Origin of the sequence: Sphingobacterium sp. UBA6645 (genome assembly GCF_002455685.1) — a bacterium.
GTDB lineage: Bacteria > Bacteroidota > Bacteroidia > Sphingobacteriales > Sphingobacteriaceae > Sphingobacterium > Sphingobacterium hotanense.
Map to the genome: position 1 here is coordinate 9,967 of NZ_DKLH01000023.1, position 21,899 is coordinate 31,865.

The 21,899-nt window shown below is 39.9% G+C and carries 16 protein-coding genes; 12 read left to right on the top strand and 4 right to left on the bottom strand.

The features are described from left to right. The first annotated feature begins 195 nt into the window (after nt 1-195). A complete protein-coding gene (locus tag B2400_RS04115) occupies nt 196-963 on the top strand; it encodes a DUF3050 domain-containing protein (protein WP_149525851.1) in 768 nt (255 codons plus the stop codon). A gap of 92 nt (nt 964-1,055) precedes the next feature. Here the strand turns inward: B2400_RS04115 and B2400_RS04120 are convergent, their stop codons facing one another. From B2400_RS04120 to B2400_RS04130, 3 genes are all read right to left on the bottom strand, one after another. Continuing rightward, nucleotides 1,056-1,835: a DUF4382 domain-containing protein gene (locus B2400_RS04120; protein ID WP_187774021.1), complete on the bottom strand. Its 780-nt coding sequence runs from the start codon at nt 1,833-1,835 to the stop codon at nt 1,056-1,058. Between the two features lie 78 nt (nt 1,836-1,913). After that, nucleotides 1,914-3,707 (bottom strand): glycoside hydrolase family 15 protein, encoded by a 1,794-nt coding sequence (locus tag B2400_RS04125; protein WP_293931109.1) that lies wholly within the window; start codon nt 3,705-3,707, stop codon nt 1,914-1,916. Nucleotides 3,708-3,723: 16 nt separating this feature from the next. Beyond that, complete coding sequence (locus B2400_RS04130; protein ID WP_293931112.1) at nt 3,724-5,925, bottom strand: bifunctional alpha,alpha-trehalose-phosphate synthase (UDP-forming)/trehalose-phosphatase; 2,202 nt, start codon at nt 5,923-5,925, stop codon at nt 3,724-3,726. A 232-nt stretch (nt 5,926-6,157) separates the two neighbouring features. Between B2400_RS04130 and B2400_RS04135 the strand changes: the two genes are divergently transcribed. The 9 genes from B2400_RS04135 (at nt 6,158) to B2400_RS04175 (ending at nt 18,957) form a co-directional block, all read left to right on the top strand. After that, on the top strand, nt 6,158-7,174 hold the full coding sequence (locus B2400_RS04135) for a helix-turn-helix domain-containing protein (RefSeq protein WP_293931115.1): 1,017 nt from the start codon (nt 6,158-6,160) through the stop codon (nt 7,172-7,174). After that, nucleotides 7,171-8,250 carry a helix-turn-helix domain-containing protein gene (locus tag B2400_RS04140; protein ID WP_293931118.1) on the top strand — a complete coding sequence of 360 codons (1,080 nt, stop codon included), beginning with the start codon at nt 7,171-7,173 and terminating at the stop codon, nt 8,248-8,250. Before B2400_RS04135 ends, B2400_RS04140 begins: the two co-directional genes overlap by 4 nt. Nucleotides 8,251-8,366: 116 nt before the next feature. After that, the gene (locus B2400_RS04145) at nt 8,367-9,821 is read left to right on the top strand and encodes a helix-turn-helix domain-containing protein (protein ID WP_293931121.1); all 1,455 of its coding nucleotides are present in this window, start codon (nt 8,367-8,369) and stop codon (nt 9,819-9,821) included. 530 nt (nt 9,822-10,351) lie between these two features. After that, nucleotides 10,352-11,512 (top strand): HEAT repeat domain-containing protein, encoded by a 1,161-nt coding sequence (locus B2400_RS04150; protein WP_293931124.1) that lies wholly within the window; start codon nt 10,352-10,354, stop codon nt 11,510-11,512. A gap of 18 nt (nt 11,513-11,530) precedes the next feature. Next, complete coding sequence (locus tag B2400_RS04155; RefSeq protein ID WP_286650961.1) at nt 11,531-12,967, top strand: glycosyltransferase family 2 protein; 1,437 nt, start codon at nt 11,531-11,533, stop codon at nt 12,965-12,967. A 31-nt stretch (nt 12,968-12,998) separates the two neighbouring features. Beyond that, nucleotides 12,999-15,803: a tetratricopeptide repeat protein gene (locus B2400_RS04160; RefSeq protein ID WP_293931128.1), complete on the top strand. Its 2,805-nt coding sequence runs from the start codon at nt 12,999-13,001 to the stop codon at nt 15,801-15,803. Next, nucleotides 15,790-17,913: a DUF4838 domain-containing protein gene (locus B2400_RS04165; protein ID WP_293931131.1), complete on the top strand. Its 2,124-nt coding sequence runs from the start codon at nt 15,790-15,792 to the stop codon at nt 17,911-17,913. The genes B2400_RS04160 and B2400_RS04165 overlap by 14 nt, the downstream gene beginning before the upstream one ends. Nucleotides 17,914-17,926: 13 nt before the next feature. Further along, complete coding sequence (locus B2400_RS04170; RefSeq protein WP_149525864.1) at nt 17,927-18,436, top strand: DUF1573 domain-containing protein; 510 nt, start codon at nt 17,927-17,929, stop codon at nt 18,434-18,436. A gap of 116 nt (nt 18,437-18,552) precedes the next feature. Continuing rightward, the gene (locus B2400_RS04175) at nt 18,553-18,957 is read left to right on the top strand and encodes a helix-turn-helix domain-containing protein (RefSeq protein ID WP_149525865.1); all 405 of its coding nucleotides are present in this window, start codon (nt 18,553-18,555) and stop codon (nt 18,955-18,957) included. A gap of 86 nt (nt 18,958-19,043) precedes the next feature. On the opposite strand, the gene B2400_RS04180 is transcribed toward B2400_RS04175, so the two are convergent. Beyond that, on the bottom strand, nt 19,044-19,928 hold the full coding sequence (locus B2400_RS04180; protein WP_149525866.1) for a bestrophin family protein: 885 nt from the start codon (nt 19,926-19,928) through the stop codon (nt 19,044-19,046). Between the two features lie 50 nt (nt 19,929-19,978). Between B2400_RS04180 and B2400_RS04185 the strand changes: the two genes are divergently transcribed. After that, complete coding sequence (locus B2400_RS04185; RefSeq protein ID WP_293931138.1) at nt 19,979-20,824, top strand: GH25 family lysozyme; 846 nt, start codon at nt 19,979-19,981, stop codon at nt 20,822-20,824. Nucleotides 20,825-21,088: 264 nt separating this feature from the next. Then, the gene (gene trxA, locus B2400_RS04190; protein WP_293931141.1) at nt 21,089-21,391 is read left to right on the top strand and encodes a thioredoxin; all 303 of its coding nucleotides are present in this window, start codon (nt 21,089-21,091) and stop codon (nt 21,389-21,391) included. Nucleotides 21,392-21,899: the final 508 nt, after the last annotated feature.

Below are 21,899 nucleotides of genomic sequence, written 5' to 3' on the forward strand. Positions count from 1 at the left end.
TTCCTGGTTCAAAGACAAAACATCCCGCTCATCTTATCAGACAAAATAACCTGCTCATCCTTTTATCCTTCCTTTCTTGGTTCAAGACAAAACATCCTGCTGATCTTTTTCAAGACAAACCTTCCTTACATATATGTTTAAAAATTTTCGTCTGCATAACGTCACTAAATCGATAAGTGTTGTTTACTTTTGGGGATGCAAAACCGTATTAACACTATCCATTCTTTTATTAGCGAAGAACGCGCTATACTTTTAAGCCATCCACTTTATCAGAAAATCAAAACAGTTGAAGATCTTCGGAAATTCACCGAGGGGCATGTTTATGCTGTTTGGGATTTTATGTCCTTATTGAAGGCTTTGCAGATTCAATTAACTTGCACTCAAGTGCCTTGGTTTGCGAGTGAATATCCCGATACCCGCTATTTGATCAATGAAATAGTTCTGGCCGAAGAGTCTGATGAGTATTTTGATGGGCGCCGATTAAGTCATTTCGAAATGTACTTAGACTCTATGCAGGCGCTAGGAGCAAATTGTGAGCCTATTCAAAGTTTTGTAGCTGGTCTGAACGGTATATCGGACATTCACGCGGCAATCGATGCACAGTCGTTTGACCCACGCATCAAAGACTTTTTACATTTTACTTTTGATTGTATTGCCAGCCAGGAGCCGCATAAAGTTGCTTCGGCTTTTACTTTTGGTCGTGAGGATCTAATTCCGGATATGTTCAGTTCTATTTTGGATTCCTTGAAGCTTCAGTTTCCTGACACCGACTTAGACCGTTTGATCTATTATTTCCAACGCCATATCGAATTAGATGGCGATGAACACGGTCCATTAGCGATGCGCATGATCATGGAGTTGGCAGGGGAGGATGAAAAGAAATGGGAAGAGATGCAACTGACCGCTAAGCAGGCGTTGCAGAAAAGAATTGCGCTTTGGGATGCTATTGAGGCGAGTTTATAATGATATTAAACTTGTATGTTTCCATAGAAGCAGGTAATAATAAAATAGGCTGTCTAAAAATAGACAGCCTATTACTTTATAGTATATCGGGATTAGTTTTCTGAAACTGTTCCTAGGTTAATCGTACCTACATTTGTCACTTTTCCTTGCGTTACAATAACGTCTTGTGATACAGTGTCGTATCCAGGTTCTGTAGGTTCAATTACTAATTTATAAGTACCTTGATCTACACCTGGGAAATAAAATTTACCTAATGGATTAGTGATTGTTCCTATTGTATCTGTTCCTGTAATAGCATATACATTTGGCCATGCGGAGAATGGAGCAACAACCCCTTCAATTGCACCCGATGTTGCTACTGGGATGGCACGAAGAACTGGTTTCAACATCCATTTGCCATTTCCAGTTTGGTGCACGGATTTCGCAGCATCAAAATCGATCAATAGCGTATAAGCTACATTCGGGATTAAGTCATCATGTACTTTCAATTTTACGCCAGATGATTGTCCTGATGGCGTTGTTAATGGATAACGTTGTCCATCGACAACGATCTCATTTCCTTCGTCCTCTAATTTTAAACGAATTTCTTGAATTCTTCCTGATGGTACATCATGTGCGGCAATTACCGTATCTCTTCCGAAACGATATTGAAGAATGTCAAATGGGTCAGCATCTACGTCGATTACTTCCGCGCCACTTACAGTACGGATTTCAATTTCATCGATGTTCAAATAAATGGCGTCGTAATTTGCTGGCGCATCGGTCATCTTAATAGTTACCGGAGTTTTACCAGTGGGAATACCGTCATCTGTAGAACAGCTTCCAAAAGCTAATGTTGCAAGAGCTAGTGAAAAGAATAATGTATTTTTCATAGTAATATCTGAATATTGCATTCATCCATAGGCAAAGCTTGTGCCAATTGTAATCTAATTGTAAAACGGTAGTTAAGATTATGTAAAGATTGGGCGGTCTAATTTTGTTGCAATTCGATATGCGGCGTTCATCAAGCCGACATGGCTATAAGCCTGCGGAAAGTTGCCCCATTGACTTCCATCTTCTTCATGCACATCCTCGCTGAAAAGTCCCAAATGATTGCTGTAGCCCATTAGATTGTGGAATATTTCCTGTGCTTCATCGATTCTCCCCACACAGGCGAGGGCCTCAACATACCAAAATGCACAGACTAAAAATGTAGATTGCGGCTTTCCAAAATCGTCTTGATGCAGATAGCGATAGAATAGGCCGTTTTTTCCTTTCAGCACTTTTTCCAATTCGTTCAGATGTAGCTTGGCACGTTCAGAATTGGGGTCTAAATAGTGCATCATAATCAACTGCAGCGTACTGGCATCCAAATCGGATCCTTCTGATGCATTCCGATATACTTTTCGCTCCTCGTCATAGCATGATTCTATATGTGCCGCTGCTTTGTCTTTAAGTTCTTGGGCTTGGATCTCGATATCTTGATAACCGTTTTGCTTCGCGATCTTCAAGGCAGCGGATGCTCCAGCCCATTGGAACAGGTTGGAATAGGCATGTCGGTTAGCGATATGTCGGAATTCCCAGATACCGGCATCCTTTTCATCAATGGTCGTAGCAATCTTATCCAGGATATAGACTAGCCAGCTTTTTGCATCTTTACGCTCGTCCGCAGGGAATCTGAAATCGGTAAATAAAGGAAGTAGGGCAATCATCGCTTGTCCGTAGACATCGTTTTGTATATGTTCATAAGCTTGATTTCCAATTCGTACCGGCTTGTTTCCTAAATAGCCTTCTAGGTAGTCTAGGGTTTCTTCGGTCAATGTACGTCGACCAAGTATTCCGTAGAGTGGTTGCAATCTTCCACTGTCGGATTGTGTGATTCCTGTAATATAGGTGGCAAATTTTTCGAGTTCATCGAATTTTCCGATGTTGGCTAATGCTGTTAATACATAATAGCTATCGCGAACCCAACAGTAGCGGTAGTCCCAATTTCTTCCAGAACCTGGTGACTCGGGCAAACTCGTCGTGCTCGACGCTATGATAGCGCCCGTATCCTCATATTGGTGCAATTTGAGCACCAATGCGGAGCGGATAATTTGATCTTGATAGAAGTTAGGTACATCAGCTTTCTTCGTCCAATTACGCCAATATTGCTTGGTTCTGATCAGGAAATCCTCAGCAGTTTTTTCCAAAGCGGCTTCGAATGCGCTGCCATAATTCAATACCATATATTTCTTTTCGGAAAGGATGATACTGCTTTTGTCCTCGTCGAAGAAATGACTTATAGGGATGTTGGTGGTCAACCGCATGTGTTCATTGTCGTAATTGAATTGCACATGATTGCTTCCTCTAGAGCGGTGGAAATCTGCCAATCCATAATTCGCTTTTGGGTTGCAGGTAACTTTTATCTTCGGGTTGCCTTCGAGCGGCTCAACGATTCGAATAAGCATCAGTGGCTTATAGAAACGTTCGTATTGTTCAAAGCGAGGGGCAAAATCGGTTACTTTGAAACTGCCCTGGTCGCTATGGACTTCAGTAACTAATATATTGGTGTTCTCTAGGTAATACTGTTTGGAATATACATTATCTCCCTGCAATCGTATGTTAAACTCGCCACCTTTATTTTTATCGAGCAAGCAACCAAAGACAAAGCTGTCGCGAAAGGTTGGCCAGCAGAGCCAGTTGATGTTTGTGCTCTTGTGTACATGAGCGATGAAATTGCAATTACCAATAATGCCAGAGTTATATAAGTGTTTTTTATTCATTCAATCGTATTTTGTGTTATGACTGCGTCAATTCAGTCAGTAATTGTAAAACCTCTTCTTTATTTTCAACGAAATATTTGGCTGCAGATTGCTTATTCCCGACTTTAATCGTTACAGCATTTGCCGGTAATTCGTTAAACATATCTTCATCCGTAGCGTCGTCGCCAATACAAAGGATATAGTCCGGGTTGATCTCATTAACTAGTTGAACTACCGCTTTCCCTTTATTGATCTCCATGTTTTTGATCTCGATTACCCGATCGCCATTGATGATCTGCAAACCGATTTCATTTGCCAAGGGGTGGAGTTCTTGTAATAGTTCCTGTGCTTTTATTTTTCCTAGAGCATGATCGACTTTGCGATAATGCCAGGCTAAGGAGTAAGTTTTCTCTTCAATCAGCGAACCTGGCGTTCGGTCGGTAAAGCGTTGAAGGATACTACGTACAAAGACCTTCCATTCGTTCGATAAGCCTTCCTTGATATGCCATTGGTGGTTTGGAAAGTTGGACCAGATACCATGTTCGGCAATGGTAAAGAATGATTTGCCGGGAAACCAGTCTTGCATGTTGTCGTATTTACGACCGCTTACCAGAGAAAGCGTATTCTGTTTATCATTTGCGATGTTTTCTAGTAATTGATGGAGCTCAGCAGTAGGGGTTGCTTTCGCAGCGTCCTTGTTGAATCCAACTAACGTTCCGTCATAATCCAAAAGAATCAACCTGTTGGTCGCCTGCTTATAAGTCGACTTGATCGAGGTTCTGACCTGATCTTTGACTTTACGTGTGATGGCCTTGTTTTGTTGTTCCTTTATTTCTCGAAGTCGTTGGAAAAAGAGATTGACCCAATGGAATACATTGAATTTCTCTACCACTTGCTGACTTGCTTGCATGCGTTCTTGTTTCTCGCTCTCAGACATCATCAACGCCTCATATAAGATATCGCTAGAGTCTTCAATAGCATAAGGATTGATCAGTAAGGCATCGGAAAGCTCTTTGGATGCACCAGCAAACTCGCTGAGTACCAAGGCTCCAGTCTGGAGTTGCTTGCTGGCGATGTACTCCTTCGCAACCAGGTTCATGCCGTCGTAGAGCGAACTCACTAAGCATACATCGGCGGCAGCATAAACTGCTGACAGCTTATCGAAGGGTAGCGATTTATAGAAATAAGAGACGGGCTGCCATCCTGGTGATCCTAAAACCGCATTGATATTGCCGACTTTACGGTCGATTTCGTTGCGCAGCTTTTTATATTGATTCACCTGATCTCTAGAAGGAACGATAAGCATGTAAAGCACGACCTTCTCCTGCAGTTCTGGATATTTTAACAATAACTTCTCGTAGGATGCAAGACGTTGTAAAATGCCTTTACTGTAGTCCAAACGATCTACAGAAAGGATAATCTTTTTATCCTCGAAAAGCTTTTTGAGCTCGGCGGCATAAAGCTGCGTTTTCTTGTCGATTGCTTGGCTTTTGTATTTTTCATAGTCTATCCCCATGGGGAAAACATCGACAAAGCAACTTCGACCTTCTAGTTTGATATGGTGATGATGGATTTCAGCGTTCAGCAAGGTCTGATTCGACTCCAGGAAATTATGTGCATTCTCATAGGTATGGAATCCCACTAAATCGGCGCTGGAAAGGCCATCTAATAGCTGCTTTCTCCAGGGCAACATACTAAAGAGTTCGGGAGGAGGGAAGGGGATATGATGGAAATATCCTATACTGCTGGGCTGACTTTGCTCCCTAATATATTTGGGCAATAGCATCAACTGATAGTCATGAACCCATACGGTGGTTTCCTCCTCAATATAAGGGAGTGACGCTTTGGCAAACTTCTGATTGACCTGTTCGTAGGCATCCCAATAGTCGTCGCGAAGCTCGACGTAGCTAGGTCTATAGTGACATAGTGGCCATAGCACAGCGTTGGAGAAGCCTTCGTAATAATTTTTTATTTCTGTCTGTGTTAGAAAGACCGGTATAAGATTTAGCTTATATAATTCCGCTCGGATGTGCTGTTCCTCTTCCTCGGATTTCGGAATAATTCCGGGCCATCCGATCCACCAAGAGCCGTTATCTTTGTAAAATGAGCCTAGTCCGGTCGCTAGCCCACCTTCACTTGCGGTAAATTTCAGCTTTCCTTTTTTACGTTCTATTTTGACTGGCAATCGATTGGAGATGATAAGAGTTTTGCCAGAATTTGTTGGGGTTTGATTCTGCATACTGCATTACAAACAATTTAGGCCTATTTTTGTTTGCATTAATTCTATTTTCCTAATTAACTCGCACTGATAAAAGTTAAAAAATATCGGAAATAAGATTTAAAATGCCTTAAAGGTTAATATTTAACCATTACGGTTAATGAAGTTGCGATTTCCCTCATACTATGATAATATTTTCTATAATGGGAAGAATCTTAATTAAAAAAATAAATAAGTATATTTGTAAAACGTTGTGCAAAACGACGTTAACCAGGATTTATTAACTGTATTTTTTGAATATAAAGATTCGGCGATGTTGAATAGGGCAATCAAACGTTACGGATTATTTGGGCTCATTATCGGTCTGTTTTTTTCCATCCTTTGTATACATGTCATTCTTATCTTAAATGTGATTATTTTGCCTATACCTTTGGTATATGGGCCACTTCTATTTTTCATTTTTAAGGCGAGTTTGCAGGAACGAGTAGATGCAGGCACGGTGTTGCTTCACCTAACGCCGCTGATTTCGTTTTTGATATTATTCCTGTTGAATCCGACTGGCTGGTATCCAGAGGTTCATGTTCCATATATGCTTACCGTCTTTTGTTTGCTAACCGGATATCCTGTTTATATACTTTTCAAATCTTCTAAACTTAAGTCGGAGACTGCAGAGGTCAATAAGATCCTTTTTGTCGAAAACTTGGCTTTGTTAGGGGTTGCTGCCGCTTTCTTTTTCGGATTGCTGTTCTTTAATGAGGTCATGCATCTTGATTTTGATGTAAACCCGCTTTTTGTTGTCATCGCCTTAATGATTATTTCCATGGGACTGATCGTATGGTATATCTACACATCGAGAGTGGATAAGAAAAAGGAAGCCCTGCCGCTGGTTGATGAGTTGGTACATCTCAATTTAGCGAGAGAAACGATTGAATTTTATAAAGAGAAGTTAAATAGCATAATGGAAGGTGAGCAGCTTTTTCTCGATGCCAACTTAAGTTTAGAGGGGCTATCGGTATATGCTAATATTCCGAAGCATCATATATCTTATATCATCAATACCAGCTTAGAAAGCAACTTTTACGAATGGTTAGCGAAATATAGGATCGCATATTCCATTCAGCTTTTAAATAGTGGGACGGATAATTTGAAACTGGAATTCTTGGCGAACCTTTGCGGGTTCAATTCAAGGACATCCTTTACGCGATATTTCAAACAGTTTAATGGCATATCGCCATCCGAATACAGACTTAAAATATTGCAGAATATATGATTTTCACGTTTCTATATTGTGCAACGTCTATTACTTGTTTGCTGGGACTGCAGGTTAGCTACTATGTCAATCAGAAAACAGTGATGGACAGACTGGCGCAGTTTTTCCTACTGACTTTGCTCGTACATATTTGCCATGCGGCTATATTTAGAGACCTTCTTCCCGGGCTTATTTATGTAGATCGTTCGGCACCATTTGGATTGATGTATGGACCTTTCTTATATTTTGCATACCGCGCAATTGAACAAAAGGCAATTACGGCAAAACAGGTCTTGTTACACGGATTACCCTTTTTGATTGGTCTGATCGGACATTTTGTGTTTATCTCATCCTATTCGTTTCGCATGGAATATCGAAGCGAGTACTACTTAGTACTATACAGCCTAATGGGCCTTTCTTGGTTTTTTTATCCTGTCGGCGTTTTTATTATTAGTAACAATGGTGCAAACCGTGCGCGCCTGGAAAGAAGAATATATTATTATAGCGTTATCCTCATTCTCGTGTCGTCTATATTTATGCTCACTCTCGTTTTGAATAGGATGATGGAAAAAGGAAGTGCGGATGCGCCGAGTTCAGGCGCTACTATCTTTTTCATTATGCTGCTTGGTAGCTTGCTGGGCTACAATTATCTGCTGGGCCGGCTTCGGAAGCCCCTGCGCTTGGAAATGCAGTCGTTTACTGGAGACTTAAATGTGGATCCTTTTGAGCGTAATTTGACCGGTTTAACCTATGCTGAGCAACAGGGCATAAAGCTTAAGATTATAGATTACCTTGTAGAGAAGTCGTATCTCGATACCGAGTTTAGCATCGATAAGATGTCAAAGTTGCTAAATGTATCAAAACCGGTAATACAACAGTTTTTTAAACTGCATTTTAACGATAGTTTTCTGAAAGTAATTAATGCCCTGCGTATCAAGGAAGCGTGCATATACCTAAGTGATGAAGCTTTTGATATGAATATCGAGGAACTGGCTTTGCATTGTGGATTTAATTCTCGAGCTTCCTTCTATAGAAATTTTAATCAGGAGATGGGCTGTTCTCCAATCGAATTCCGTGAGAAGTCGGTAATGAAGTAATCATTAGTATGTATAGGCATATTCTTTCCATATTCTTTTATTTCAGCATTGTTTTTATTGCGTTGGGGCAATCGAGTAATTTCGACAGCCTTTATAATGCCTGTCATAAACAATATATGGATTCAGACGTAGAAGGGGCGGCAGCGATTGGGGATTCTGTTTTCGAGGCTGCAAAAACTGATGAACAAAAGATCAAAAGTTATATACTAAACAGCAACATTCAGCAAAGCTTGGGGAATATACAAGGTGCTATCAAATACGCGACGATTGGTGATCGCTTAGCTCAGTTGACAGGTTATAACCGATGGAGAGCTGTGTTTTCCAAAATGCTGGCCACCAATTTTCGCGAGCTAGGCTTGTACGAACAGTCGCGAGCATATTTGGCAACTGCAGAACGTATGTGTGATCTGCTTGATGATGCAGATGTAAGGGCTGATATTCAGATAGAGCTCTTTCAGGAAAAAGCGCTCTATAAGATGAATACCCGTAGCTATCGCGTCGCACTTGAATTGCTGGATAGCGCAAAACGACTTATTGCACTTGATTCAGAATCAAATAGTACATTAAGACTAAAAAAAGCGGCAAATTATCATTTGCAGGGCATCTGTGAGCTAGAACTTGGTAATGCCGATTTATCCTATGAACTCATGCATACTTCCTTGAGTTTTTTAAGTGAAGTTGATCGAAATATTATTCCGTTTGTTTATCGTGGATTAGCGGAGCATCATCTGAAATTATCCAATCTAGATTCTTGTAAGCATTATCTGGACTATACGAGTGCATATATCATAAAGCCTGGACGGCTAAGGCTGAAAGAATTATACACGGCTACTAGTGCAAAGTATTATATGTTATCTGGAAATGATAAGATGGCAAATGAATTTTTGCAAAAACAACAGGTCTTGGATGCCGACAGATATTTGATTGGGCAGGAGATTTCTTCTCGAATTATTATGGAATTGCGCAAAGAGGATTTGGAGAATCGTAAATATAAGTTGCTATTTTGGTGGTGCATTTCTGTTGCCTCTGTCATTGTGATTCTGTTATTAGTATATCAAATACGATTTAGCCGTTTTAATAGAGTGATAGTCACAACGAACCTGAACTATAGGGAAGAACCAAGGAAGCAAGAGTTGTCTACCCATCTCGCGCAGGAGAATCGCAGTAGTACAGAAAGCAGTGGTACTGATTCGGAATTAAACATAGCATTAGAAACGGAAACAAGGCTAATCAGAGAACTTTCGGCTTTAGAACATGAGAACTTCTTCTTAGAGCGAGATTTAACACTCAATAAGCTTGCTGGTCGGCTAAGCTCCAACCAGAAATACGTTTCTCATATCATTAAAAAATATAGGAATCTTGATTTTAATGATTACCTACAACATAAGAAAATCATTTACCTCTTGGAGAAGATCAATGCAGATCACACTTTATTAGATTATAAACTGGCATATTTGGCAGAGCTTAGCGGCTTTTCCTCCCACAGTAAGTTTACTACCGCATTTAAATCGGTCATGGGTAAAACTCCGTCCCAGTATATCGAAGAAATCCGTAGCGAAGTCAGTATTTAACTTTAAATATCAACTTAACTTCTTGAAAAATAGGGGACATTCCTTAATTATTGGCTCATTTTAGTTTGAGACAGTACCTATCTTTTACAATTCTTCTGAGAAAATTCTCAAATTCATCAATATTTTATAGATCCTTCTCGATTAGTATCTCAAAATCAGTAGACATTTGTGATAAAAATCATTGTTTGCTCAAATCATCTTTTCAAATTATACTGATTTTGATATAAACATGCAGAAAACAGGAAATGTCCACCGGTTTTTTCTCTGTCCAGTTTCCGAATTTTTACCATTTTTTTTTCCGAATTCAGAAAATGGATAGGAGGGAAAGTTATGGGCGGATGTTTTGTAATGTCTTTAAAACTAAGGTTTTAAAAAGTGTATCACTATGTCTTATTTTCCAAAGTGGTCAAAAACCTACAAAAATGAGATAATTTTCTTTTGTGTTGATTCTAATTTTGAATTAACAACAAACAGGAACAAAAAGTACACAAATCAGCATTACTAAATCGTTTACCTTATTTTAAAACATTATGGATCTTACCTATTACATTCAATATTATGCGCTATATCTGGAGAGCAAGTTCTTCGGGTATCCGCTGATCATCCGTCTAACGGTACTACTTGTATCGATTCTGGTGCTAGTCTACATTTTTAGCTTAATTCGCTTTTTAGCTATTAATCTATATCATAAAGCTATCGAGCGCAGAAAGAATCGCATTGAAACGAAGATGGGGGATCGTATCAATGCAATTATTTTTGAGGAAAGAAATCTATCGGAAGAGCATGTTGCTTTTCAGCTTGCTGATTCCATCCGATTAGTGAAGAATAAACAAGATAAGATGGTGTTTACTGATATCATCATTGATCTCATCCAGATCGGGTCGGGGAAAAAGAACAAAGTCAACCAACAGAATGTTCGAGCATTGTTAAATGCATACGCAATTCCATGTTTTTGGGAAAAAGAACTGTTGTCAAGCAGCTCGAGCCGTCGTCGTAATGCACTACGTAAGCTTGACGACCTAGGCAATGGCTGCGCAGGAGCTATAATAATGCGGTCAGCTTATCACAAGGATAAAGGGCTAAGGAAACATGCGCGTGCTGCAGCCTTGCAGTATGATACTAACGATCCGTTCAAGTTCTTAGAGGATAGCTTTGATTCTGACTTCAATGCTTTAGATGAAATCCTGATACATCATTTCTTGACGAGCAGAGCTAAGAGCGGACCTCTTCCCTTACTAACTCGTTGGGTAAGGAGTTCCGAAAATGAGGCATTTAAAGCTTTTATGATCAAAGAAATCGGATTCTTCAAGCAAACGGAAGCTACACCAATTCTTGCAAGCATGTTGGAAACTGAAAGTTCTAGCATCTTAAAAATATCCATCATCGAGACCCTCGGGAAATTGGGACATCAGGAGGTTGAACCTAATCTTTTCAAGCTATTCCCGATGACTAGTAAAGATGTACAACGCGCTATTATCAAAGCTATTACCCAATTCAAAACTGCTGAGGGACTAGGCTTTCTATGCTATAGCTATAACCGGATTTTCGACAATGAGCTTAAAATTGAAGTGGCATATGCTATTCAGCAATACGGCGAAGAAGGTAGTACCGCATTGAGAGAATTATCAGCTAAGAGCAACGAGTTTGGAAAGAAAATCTTTGACCAGGTGACTTATCAATCAGGTCTTTAACCATAAAGGACAAAACAGATGTTAGATATATTATTTTCTATCTATGGGTATGGCATATTCTTTTATGCCACATCGATTACGCTCATATATTTGTCACTTGCGGTAATGGGCTACTTTAATATTTGGCGTCATAAAACAAGATATACTGTCCGCGAGGAGCGTATTTTGGTCGAATATCCTGAAGCAGCACCTGGTATATCCATTGTAGCGCCAGCTTATAATGAAGAGGTAATTGTTATTGACAGCGTAAAATCCTTACTAAGTCTAAACTACCCGAACTACGAGATCATCATTGTGAATGATGGAAGTACGGATAACACATTGGATCTGCTAATCTCAAATTTTGAAATGGTCGAAGTGCCTTATGCTTATATCAACAAAGTTGAATGTAGGCCGATGAAGCGTGTATTCAAATCGTTTAACCCATTGTATGACAAAGTCATTGTTGTAGATAAAGTCAATGGAGGGACGAAAGCTGACGCGATGAACGCCGGTGTAAACGTGGCGAAGTACGACTATTTCATCAATACAGACGTAGATTGTATTCTTGCGCCAGACACGCTTACCAAAGTTATTCTACCGGTTTTAGATTCGGATATCCCGGTTATCGCTGTAGGTGCTACGATGCGTATGGCGAATGGATGCGAGGTACAGGAAGGGAAGATTACGCGTGTAAGACCTCCGAGACAGGTAATTCCCACATTTCAAGAAACCGAATACCTACGTTCGTATTTGGTGGCAAAGATGGGCTGGTCTGCTATCAATTCCATACCGAATGTATCTGGAGGGTTCGGATTGTTTGAGAAGCAAACCGTTATCGACTGCGGTGGGTTTGACACAAATTCACATGCGGAAGATATGGACATGACATTGCGAATGATCGCTTACAAACGTGAGCATAAAGAACCTTATCGTATTGTCCAGACACCATTCACATGTTGTTGGACTGAAGGCCCGCCAAACCTCAATGTCTTGGCTCGTCAAAGAACGAGATGGGGAAGGGGCTTATTACAAATCTTTTTCGTACATCGTCGCTTTCTATTCAATAAGCGCTATGGGCGCATGGGACTCGTAATTATGCCTTATGCCTTATTCTTTGAATTGTTAGCACCGATAATTGAGACGACCGGTTTGTTCTTCTTAATCTTTCAGCTCTACACCGAACAGATTAACTTCAACACCTTTTGGTTAATGCTGCTCTACGTTTATCTGATTGGAGTAAGTATCTCGACCCTAACAATTGTATTCGACTTGTCCATTAAAAAACAGTATAAAACATTTGCAGAGTATTTAAAGCTAATTCTCTTTTCATCGTTCGAAGCATTTTTCTATCACCCTTTTGTAGTGTTTTTCTCTTTGAGAGGATACTGGCAATTCCTGACTAAGAAAAAATTCAAATGGGGAACTATGACCCGCCAGGGATTTCAATCGAATACCGAGTCAAAAGCAGCTTAAACATGTCACTAAACCGTTAGCTTAAAATTTAATGAACCGCAAATATACATATCTTCGCACGGGAATGTTCATGCTCTTGCTATGCACTGGCAGCATGGTCGATTTCTCCGGCAATAGGCTTTATGGCCAGCAAAAAGTCAGCATAAGCGACAAAGGCGATGTTGTTAAGAAAATCAACAGCCTATATCAAGCAGGGAAACTACAAGATGGAAAACAATTGACAGAAATAAACTTGAAGAAATCCCCTAAGGATTCTGATCTTAAAATGTTGTTGGGAAAATACTATGTATTGACCAAGCAATATGATAAGGCACGTTTCGAATTGAATAAATCTCTGGAATTCAATCCTGGCAATGTTGATTCCCGACATCTTCTAGTAACAGTAGAAACTGAAACCAAACGGTATTCAAGTGCTATTTGCTATGTCAATGAACTATTAGAGGTTAATCCCTATTGGAAAGGACTTTGGCGCAAAAAGATAGAGCTTTATAGACTTCAGGGCAATGAAGTGGAAGCCAACCGTCTCTTAAAGCGTATTTCTCAAATCTTTCCAGAGGATGGACAGATTCAGGACGACCTCAATTATCAAATGGAATTGACTGCGAATAGCAAGCGAAAGTCGGGACGTATCGACGATGCCATCGAAGTGAATAAATTACTGCTGCAGGAAAAGCCAAAGAATATCGAAGTCTACATGGACCTAATCAATGGCTATATAAAGGCGGGTGATTATAATAGCGCTTTGGTAACAACTGAGCGGGGTTTAAATACCTTTCCAGCCAACAACGCCTTGAGGCAAAAGAAAGTCGCCTTGTTAGAACAAAATAAACGCTACGATGAGATCCTTGCCTTTATCAAGAATGACCCATCCGCTATCAATGGCGGGCAATATCAGTACTTTCTATTAGAAGCGGCGCGATCGGCCAAACAGAACGATCCGGCGGTGCTTTATGGCAAAATCCTCGACGCAACTCCAGGAAATGATGAGGCATTCCAAGTTGTATTCAATAGCTTAGTAGCGCAACAGCAATATGACGAAGCGCTACATCGTTTACACAGCTTTATGCGCATCAAAGGTAACTCAAAGACGCTCTCAGCAAAGGAACTAGAATTATATCGTTTAAAGAATGACCAATCTAAGGTAAATCAGTTGACAAAAACCATGTTCTTGAACTATCCTAACGATAGCGATTTAAAAGATGGCTATGTGAGGGTCATTAGCTCAGAAATTAAAGATCATCTAGCTGCAGAAGAGTGGAACTTGGCAGAAACTAAGCTTCGCCAGATGATTCCGCATTCAAATGCTGAATATCGCGACTTTATCAATAATGGTCTGTTTAACGCTTATTATCAACAAAGTAAGTTCTCCGATGCACTACAGATTCTCGAAGAAATGCATCGTGCTAACCCAAGTGATGCAAACTTAGCATTAAAAAAGTCGAGCATATATATGCGCCTTCAGCAGTATGATAAGGCTGTAAGCAGCTATGAAGCCCTATTAGCGAGTTTAAAACCTGATCAGCAATTCTATTACATGTCCGGTTTTAACGACATGATGGCTCAGGTAGTAAAAGAAAGTACAGAGGCACAGCGTTATCGAGATGCCATGAATTGGGTAAACCGTTGGTTGGACGTTTCTCCGAAAAATCAGCAAGCGTTGCTTTATGCAGTTAACCTATCCCATCAAATGCAAGATAAAGGGCAAATGCTAACTTTTGCGAAGCGTGCTAATGAAGCATTTCCAGATGAAAGCGTATTTAAAGTTCGCTTAGCATCGGCGATGCAATTGAATGGTGCTCCGACCAAAGATATTTGGGCGCTAATGGGAGATGAAGTCATCCGAAACCCCTATCATAACGAAGTTGTAAATGCCTATGTGCAAGCCTCACATGATCATGCAGCTCAATTGTTGTCTGAAAAGGCTGAAAATGAAGCCCTTCTAGTTGCCGATAAGGGATTGCAGTATCAGCCGGCGAACAAGGAGCTGAAGTACCTCAAAGGCCTTGCTTACGAGAAATTAAAGCAATACGACTCCGCCTTTTATTATCAGTCATTCTATGAGCCGAGTTTACTGGAGCTGGACGAGTTCAAAGCAAATTTAAAATACTTGAACTACAAAATGTATCAGAACGAATTCGCAATCAGTCATATGCGATCTCGTTATGGCGACTACTATTCGATCCAGACCATTTCCGCCTTAGAATACATGCGTACGAGTGCTAAAAACAACTATACGGCCCGTGTATTCTATTCAGGTAGAGAAGAAGGCAAGGGCGTCCAAGGACAGTTGGAATGGGGCAGAAATTGGAGTAGCCATTGGGCATCTCGAGTAGATTTTAGCGTGTCTAACAAATATTTCTCTAAATTTGCCGTTCACGGTGCTATTATTCGAACATTTCCGAAGGACTGGGAATTAGAATTGGGCGTTGGTCATAGGAAACTTTATAACGATGAAAAGTTGAGTTCCGCAGTTGTGGGCGTTGGGAAAGACTTCAACCAGTTCAGGCTGCAAGCCAAGTTCACACAGGCAGTGTTGCAGGAGAAGTGGGTCTATAATGTAGCAGCGCAAGCACGATATAGTTTTGATAATCCTAAAAATTATGTTCTAGCGTTGGCAAATATGGGGTCAACACCCGACGTTGATATTCTTGATTACCAAAGTTTCAATACCCTTTCGGTGATGAATAGCATGGTAGGAGCAGGCGTCGGACGCTTATTAACTAAAAACGTATCGGCAAGTGTTATGGGGACTTGGTATAATTTTCAAACAAGCCCAAATCCTGAACAGTACCGTAATTTATATAACTTATTTTTGCAAGTCAATGTTGCTTTTTAATATCATCTTCAGTTGCTTTATCATGTTGTTTACCTCTTGTGAATCAGATTTCTATGGATTAGATGCGAATGCGTATGTTTTGACCGCAGAACAAGACGCGGCCAGCGAACAATGGCAGGAATATCTATTCAATCATCTGAGCAAGCGGACTTCAAAGAAAGATCTATTCAGTCGAGCTGAAGACAATCGAAACTTCCCTGCAAATCATAAGCAAATACATGTAGAGATAGCAGCAGATTTGAATAACGACTACTGTATTCAGCATACCAAAGATAAACTGCATATACGCGTAAAGACGAAAGCGATTGCCACTTGGATGAGCTATCAACTGATCGAAAGCCTGGGACAGGTCAAAAAGGAAATAAAAACAGATGACCTGCCGCCTGCCTATCTCACATTTACTAATCAATGCAAGGATTTCGATTTTATTTATCGTGAACCACATTACGCGCCAAATACCAACGTGGAGTATGCAGCATTATTAGGGACGAACAATTTAGATACCGAATGGGGGATCTGGGGGCATAACATTACGCGCATCATACAAGATGCTCCGGGCGTATGGGCCGAAGTAAATGGCAAGATTACACAAGAACAGTATTGCTTTAGTAGTGATACCTTATACAATCAACTAAAGGAATATATTCAGGACAATTTTAGCGATAAGCCTGAAGAAGGCATGAAGTTTATGATTGCTCCAAATGATAATTTGCTGTCATGTACTTGCGACCGTTGTCAAGCTGCAGGAAATACAGATAAAAATGCCGCGCCTGCAGTTGTACTATTGATCAATAAATTGGCTAAGCAGTTTCGCCAACATCAATTCTTCACGATCCGATATCATTCGGTAAATGAGCCGCCTGCTTATGCGTTCGAAGATAATGCAGGACTCTTTTTTAGTACCATTGAATTACCAAAAATTACCAATTTCAAGGACAATTCGAAGTTTCAATCGTTTATTGATGAAATTGAGGCTTGGAAATCGAAAACGAAGACCATTTATCTATGGGATTATTCATCGAATTTTGACGACTACTTAACACCCTTACCATCCCTAAACGTCCTGAAAGCACAGCTTCAAGGTTTTAAGGAAGAAGGGGTCGAAGGGATATTCTTAAATGCCGCTGGATATGATTATAGTAGCTTCGATGATCTTAAGACATATGTTGCCGCTGCGTTAATGATAAATACAGAACTGGAGATAGATAAACTGACAAAAGCATACCTTAAAAAGTTCTACCCAAAGTCACATCAGCTACTCGCTGACTATTATTTACAATTGGAAGACGATTTTGCTACAAAGGCTAAACCGTACTCGCTGTACGCAGGCTTTCCAGAAGTGAAATCATCATATTTTAACGCGAGTAATTTCTTGAGCCTTAACGAGTCGCTTCAAAAAGTTTTACCGAAAACAAAAGGTTATGAACGAGAAGCATTAGAAAAGCTATTAGCGGCGTTCCGATATACAAGTTTGCAAATTGCGTACAGCAACGGATTGAATAAAGGAGGAGCTTTCGAAGTCGTGGATCAGCATGTTCGTCCAAATCGATTCGCAAACACACTGATGAAGCAGTTGAAAAAGGATGTAGACGATGGAAAACTAAAAGTTTTCAAGGAGTCCAATGGCGATTTGGGCGATTATTTGGCGCAATGGAATGCTTATGCAGGAAAATTGCAGAAACCAAATCAACTAAAGTCTACGAAGCTGTTGAGCGTGGTCAGCAATGAAAACGATGTATTAGATAAAACACCCTTGGCAGATGGTGTACTTGGTTTTGACAACGACTTTCACCAAGGATGGTTAACCGCGAGCAAAACCATGACGCTTATTCTCGAGGAAGGAGCATTCGACCAGATGAAAGAGATGAAGCTTAGATTTCTAAAAAACGAACGCCATCAATATGGAGCACCATCCAAAGTAGAGGTGTTGCAGGGTGGGAAAGTTATTTTCCGCGCCGATATCGTCGATACTAAAGAGGGAGATTCGGTCTACACGCTAACTATTCCGTTGGAAAAATTTGAAGCAAATATCGTCAGTGAAATAAAAATCAGTACAAGTAATCCACAACTATCGAGACTAGGTTTGGATGAAGTTCAAGTTTTTAATTAAAAATTTTAGTAAAATGAGTAAATTAGTATATAGTTGTTACATACTGTTGATCATTTTTTCCTCTTGTACTGATTTCAAAGGAAAAAAGACAAAGATTGAGATCATCGATAATGATCGTCATTATTACCCGATTCTTACGGGCCAAGAGTTAGATGTTGTCTATAAATTTAAGAACACAGGAGATGTTCCCCTGCTGCTCACGGACATTATTACATCTTGTGGCTGTCTGGTCGTTAATAAAATCACAACGAAGAACGTTCCTCCCGGTGAAGAGGGAATCATCAGTCTGCGATTCAATAGTGCAAAAAACGTGGGCTATGCGAAGCATTATATTGAGCTTTACGGCAATTTTGCTACGACCGACAAAGAGGAGCTGATATTTGATGTGAATGTGGTCCCGAATGCATTATACACGAAGGACTATGAGGAACTCCATCAGGAGGCAAAAGATAAAAATGGGGCTATCGAAGATATGGTCGATGGCAAAGAGAATAATCTAGGATATTACCTGGATTTAAATTAGATAATTCATTAAATAATAAACAACAAGGCGCTGCGAAGCCTTTAAAACTATAATCTGCGAAACACAAATAAATTAAATCTGCGAATTAAATATTAATAGTAAAACAACCAAATTGTATGATTGCAAAAAACGAATCTTCTAACACGAAGGCTTACATGAGCCATGAAACAGAGGGCAAACTTTTGAATGCACTAAACGAATGGGAACAAGAACGCTACTTCCTTAATCCAGCTTGTTCCATTACATCGGCAGCTCGAGAAATCGGCTGTAATTCCAAGTATCTTTCTTATGTCGTAAACAAGAACAAAGGAAGTGATTTTCCAAATTACGTGAATATTCTGCGAATTTGCTTTTTGGAAGACTACCTGCGTAAAACCGAACAGGCACGAAGCTTTAAACTAGCTTATTTAGCGGCTTACTGCGGCTTTTCATCCTACGGAAAATTTGCGAAATCAATTAAAGATCATCGGGGGCTTAATCCAACCCAGTTTATCGTTTATTTTGATCAAAACATCGCGTAAAACTAAAGGGCAACCGTCGTAAAAACGGTTGCCCTACTTTTTCATTATTTACTGAATACGCTTACTATTCTTAAAAAAAGCTCAAACTAGGGGAGAAGTACTTCCTGGGTATGCTTCTTAATGTTAGCCGAGATTTTCTCGATTGGGAGGTCATCAGAATCTGAACCAAACGGGTCTTCAATCGATTCGCCGATCATTTCCAAGGTGGCAAGAACATAAAATATGAATGGAACGGCTGCAGTAACAAAATAGCCCATGGAAAATACCAGTCCAATAGGTAGAGTCGCTGTATATAAAACGATAAAGGTTTTGATAAATGCGCTATAACCTAAAGGTATCGGTGTGTTTTTTATGCGTTCGCATGCACCCGTCACTTCGGTGAGTGCTGTCAATTCTTTATTGATCAGGATAAATTGATCTCCTGAAAGTTTCCCATCTTTATACAATATATTGGTCTTCTTGTAGATTAATGCAGCAACCTGATTCGGGCCGTGCTTCTTTTCATCCAATGCATTTAGTTCCGGGTGCTCCACTTCATCCAGCATAAACTTCGTATAATCCGAACGCAGGTAGGTGTACAAGGTTTCGGCAAACAAAGCAATCGACTTTCTATAAAAGCTACGGTTTACTTTATCTTGTGGGTCGAGAAAAGCATTCATCTTGATGGCAAGTGTGCGGCTGGTATTCGTCAATGCGCCCCATTGTTTGCGCGCTTCCCACCAGCGGTCATAAGCGGTATTCGTTCGAAAAACTAAAAGCAACGACAGGACAAAGCCCAATAGGTTATGCACGGTAGTAATATTCTTGATCCAGCTCCGATCAGAAAGTTTCAGATACTCTAGCTCTAGATATGCCAGCCCCCAGGAAACAAAAATAGAAATGATAAGATAGGGTAAAAGACGTTTGAATATTTTGCTATTGTGAAGATAACTAATGGTCTTAAACCAGTCCTTGGGGTTATAAACAATCATGAATAAATATTTTTTGACTATGCGGCAGAAATAGCCTAATTTCACGCAATATGTCAAAAAGCAGGAAATCTGGCAAGAAAAAAGTGCAAACAGATAAACAGGTTCAACGTAAGTTGTTGATTTGGAGCATTGCCATTCCACTCGCTTTAGTGTTCCTAATTTTTGCTATCCAGCATCGCGCCGGTATATCTTATCTCTTTGTGAAATGGTTTGAGAAAGGAAAGATAGAAAGAGAGGACTTATCGAAATACGATATCCGTAATAAAGAGCTCATGCGGCGCTATGACGATAAGATTTACGGCCTTGATGTCTCCCAATATCAAGGTGATATTTCCTGGGACGAAGTATTGACGATACATGACGAATTCCCGGTTGATTTTATCTTTGTCCGCGCGACGATGGGCGAGCGTGCGAAAGATCGCGCATTTAAAGAAAACTGGAAAGCGATAAAAAAAAGGAATAAGCTTCGCGGGGCATATCATTACTTCCGCCCCAATGAAAACTCAACCAAGCAGGCTAATAACTTCATTAAAACAGTAAAACTAGAGTCGGGAGACCTTCCACCGGTGTTGGATATTGAAGAAATGCCGAGAAACCAGTCGATGGACAGTTTGAAAGTAGGTCTAAAGCGCTGGTTGACGCTCGTAGAAAATCATTATGACATAAAACCAATTTTATATTCCGGAGATAAGTATTTCGCCGACTTCCTAGAAAAGGAATTCGAAGATTATACCCTTTGGATTGCTAACTATAACTTCTGGGTAGAACGACCAAAAAAGCACTGGAACTTCTGGCAGTTTTCGGAAAAAGGATCTGTTAGAGGAATAAAAGGCCCAGTCGACCTAAATATGTTTACCGGCACAATCGAAGATCTTGAAGAACTGTGTAGGGATTAGATATTAGAAATTAGATTTTAGACATTAGAGCGTAGTTTCGAACCTATGCTTCTAAGTATTTGTTATATTAAAATAATAGATAAAACAATGTTAACAGTTTGCTAGTTCTTATATCTAAAATCTAATGTCTAAAATCTAATAAAAACAATGTTAACAGTTTGCTAGTTCTTATATCTAAACTCTAATGTCTTAAATCTAATAAAAAACTATTCTAGCATTTTGCTAGTTCTTATATCTAAAATCTAATGTCTAAAATCTAAACAAATGGCAAGTTTTAATGAATTAATTCAAGGTAATAAAGTAGTACTAGTTGATTTTTCGGCGACATGGTGTGGTCCTTGCCAGACCTTAGCACCGATATTGAAAGAAGTAAAGGAAGAAATTGGTGATTCCCTCAGCATCATCAAAATTGACGTGGATAGAAACCAGGCCTTAGCGGCAAAATTCCAAATTCAAGGAGTACCCACATTAATTCTTTATAAAAATGGCGAACAGGTGTGGCGACAAAGCGGTTTACTACAGCGAAGCGAGCTGGTGAAATTGATCCGCAATCAGGCAAGTATTTAGTAGTTAGTAGTTAGTAGTTAGTAGTTAGACCTATGGTCTGCTACTTATTCCGATTTAGGTTGGTCAGGACTGCTTTTGAAATATCCCATTTTTTAGTCTATTCACTCCCATATCATGGCCCTTTCCGAGCGGCTTTGATTGGGTTATAAAAGGGAAGTGAAAGGGCTTTGAAAGGGTTTTAAGTAAAAGAAGGGTCGAGGATTGATTATAGAGGTTGGGAAAGTTCGTCTTGAACCAGGAAAGGAAGGATTTAAGGATTGACAGGATCCTGCTAATCTTTAAATCCTTTTTTTCCTGGTTCAAAACAACGCATCCTGCTAATCCTTAAATCCTTTTTTTCCTGGTTCAAAACAAAACATCCCGCTAAACAATACATCCTGCTAATCCTTAAACCCTTCCTTTCCCGGTTCAGAAAATATACCTCAAAAAATACCCCCTATAATCTGCACAAAAAAAGGCGCCTAATTGACGCCCTGCTCTAATATCTAATGTCTTATATCTAATGTCT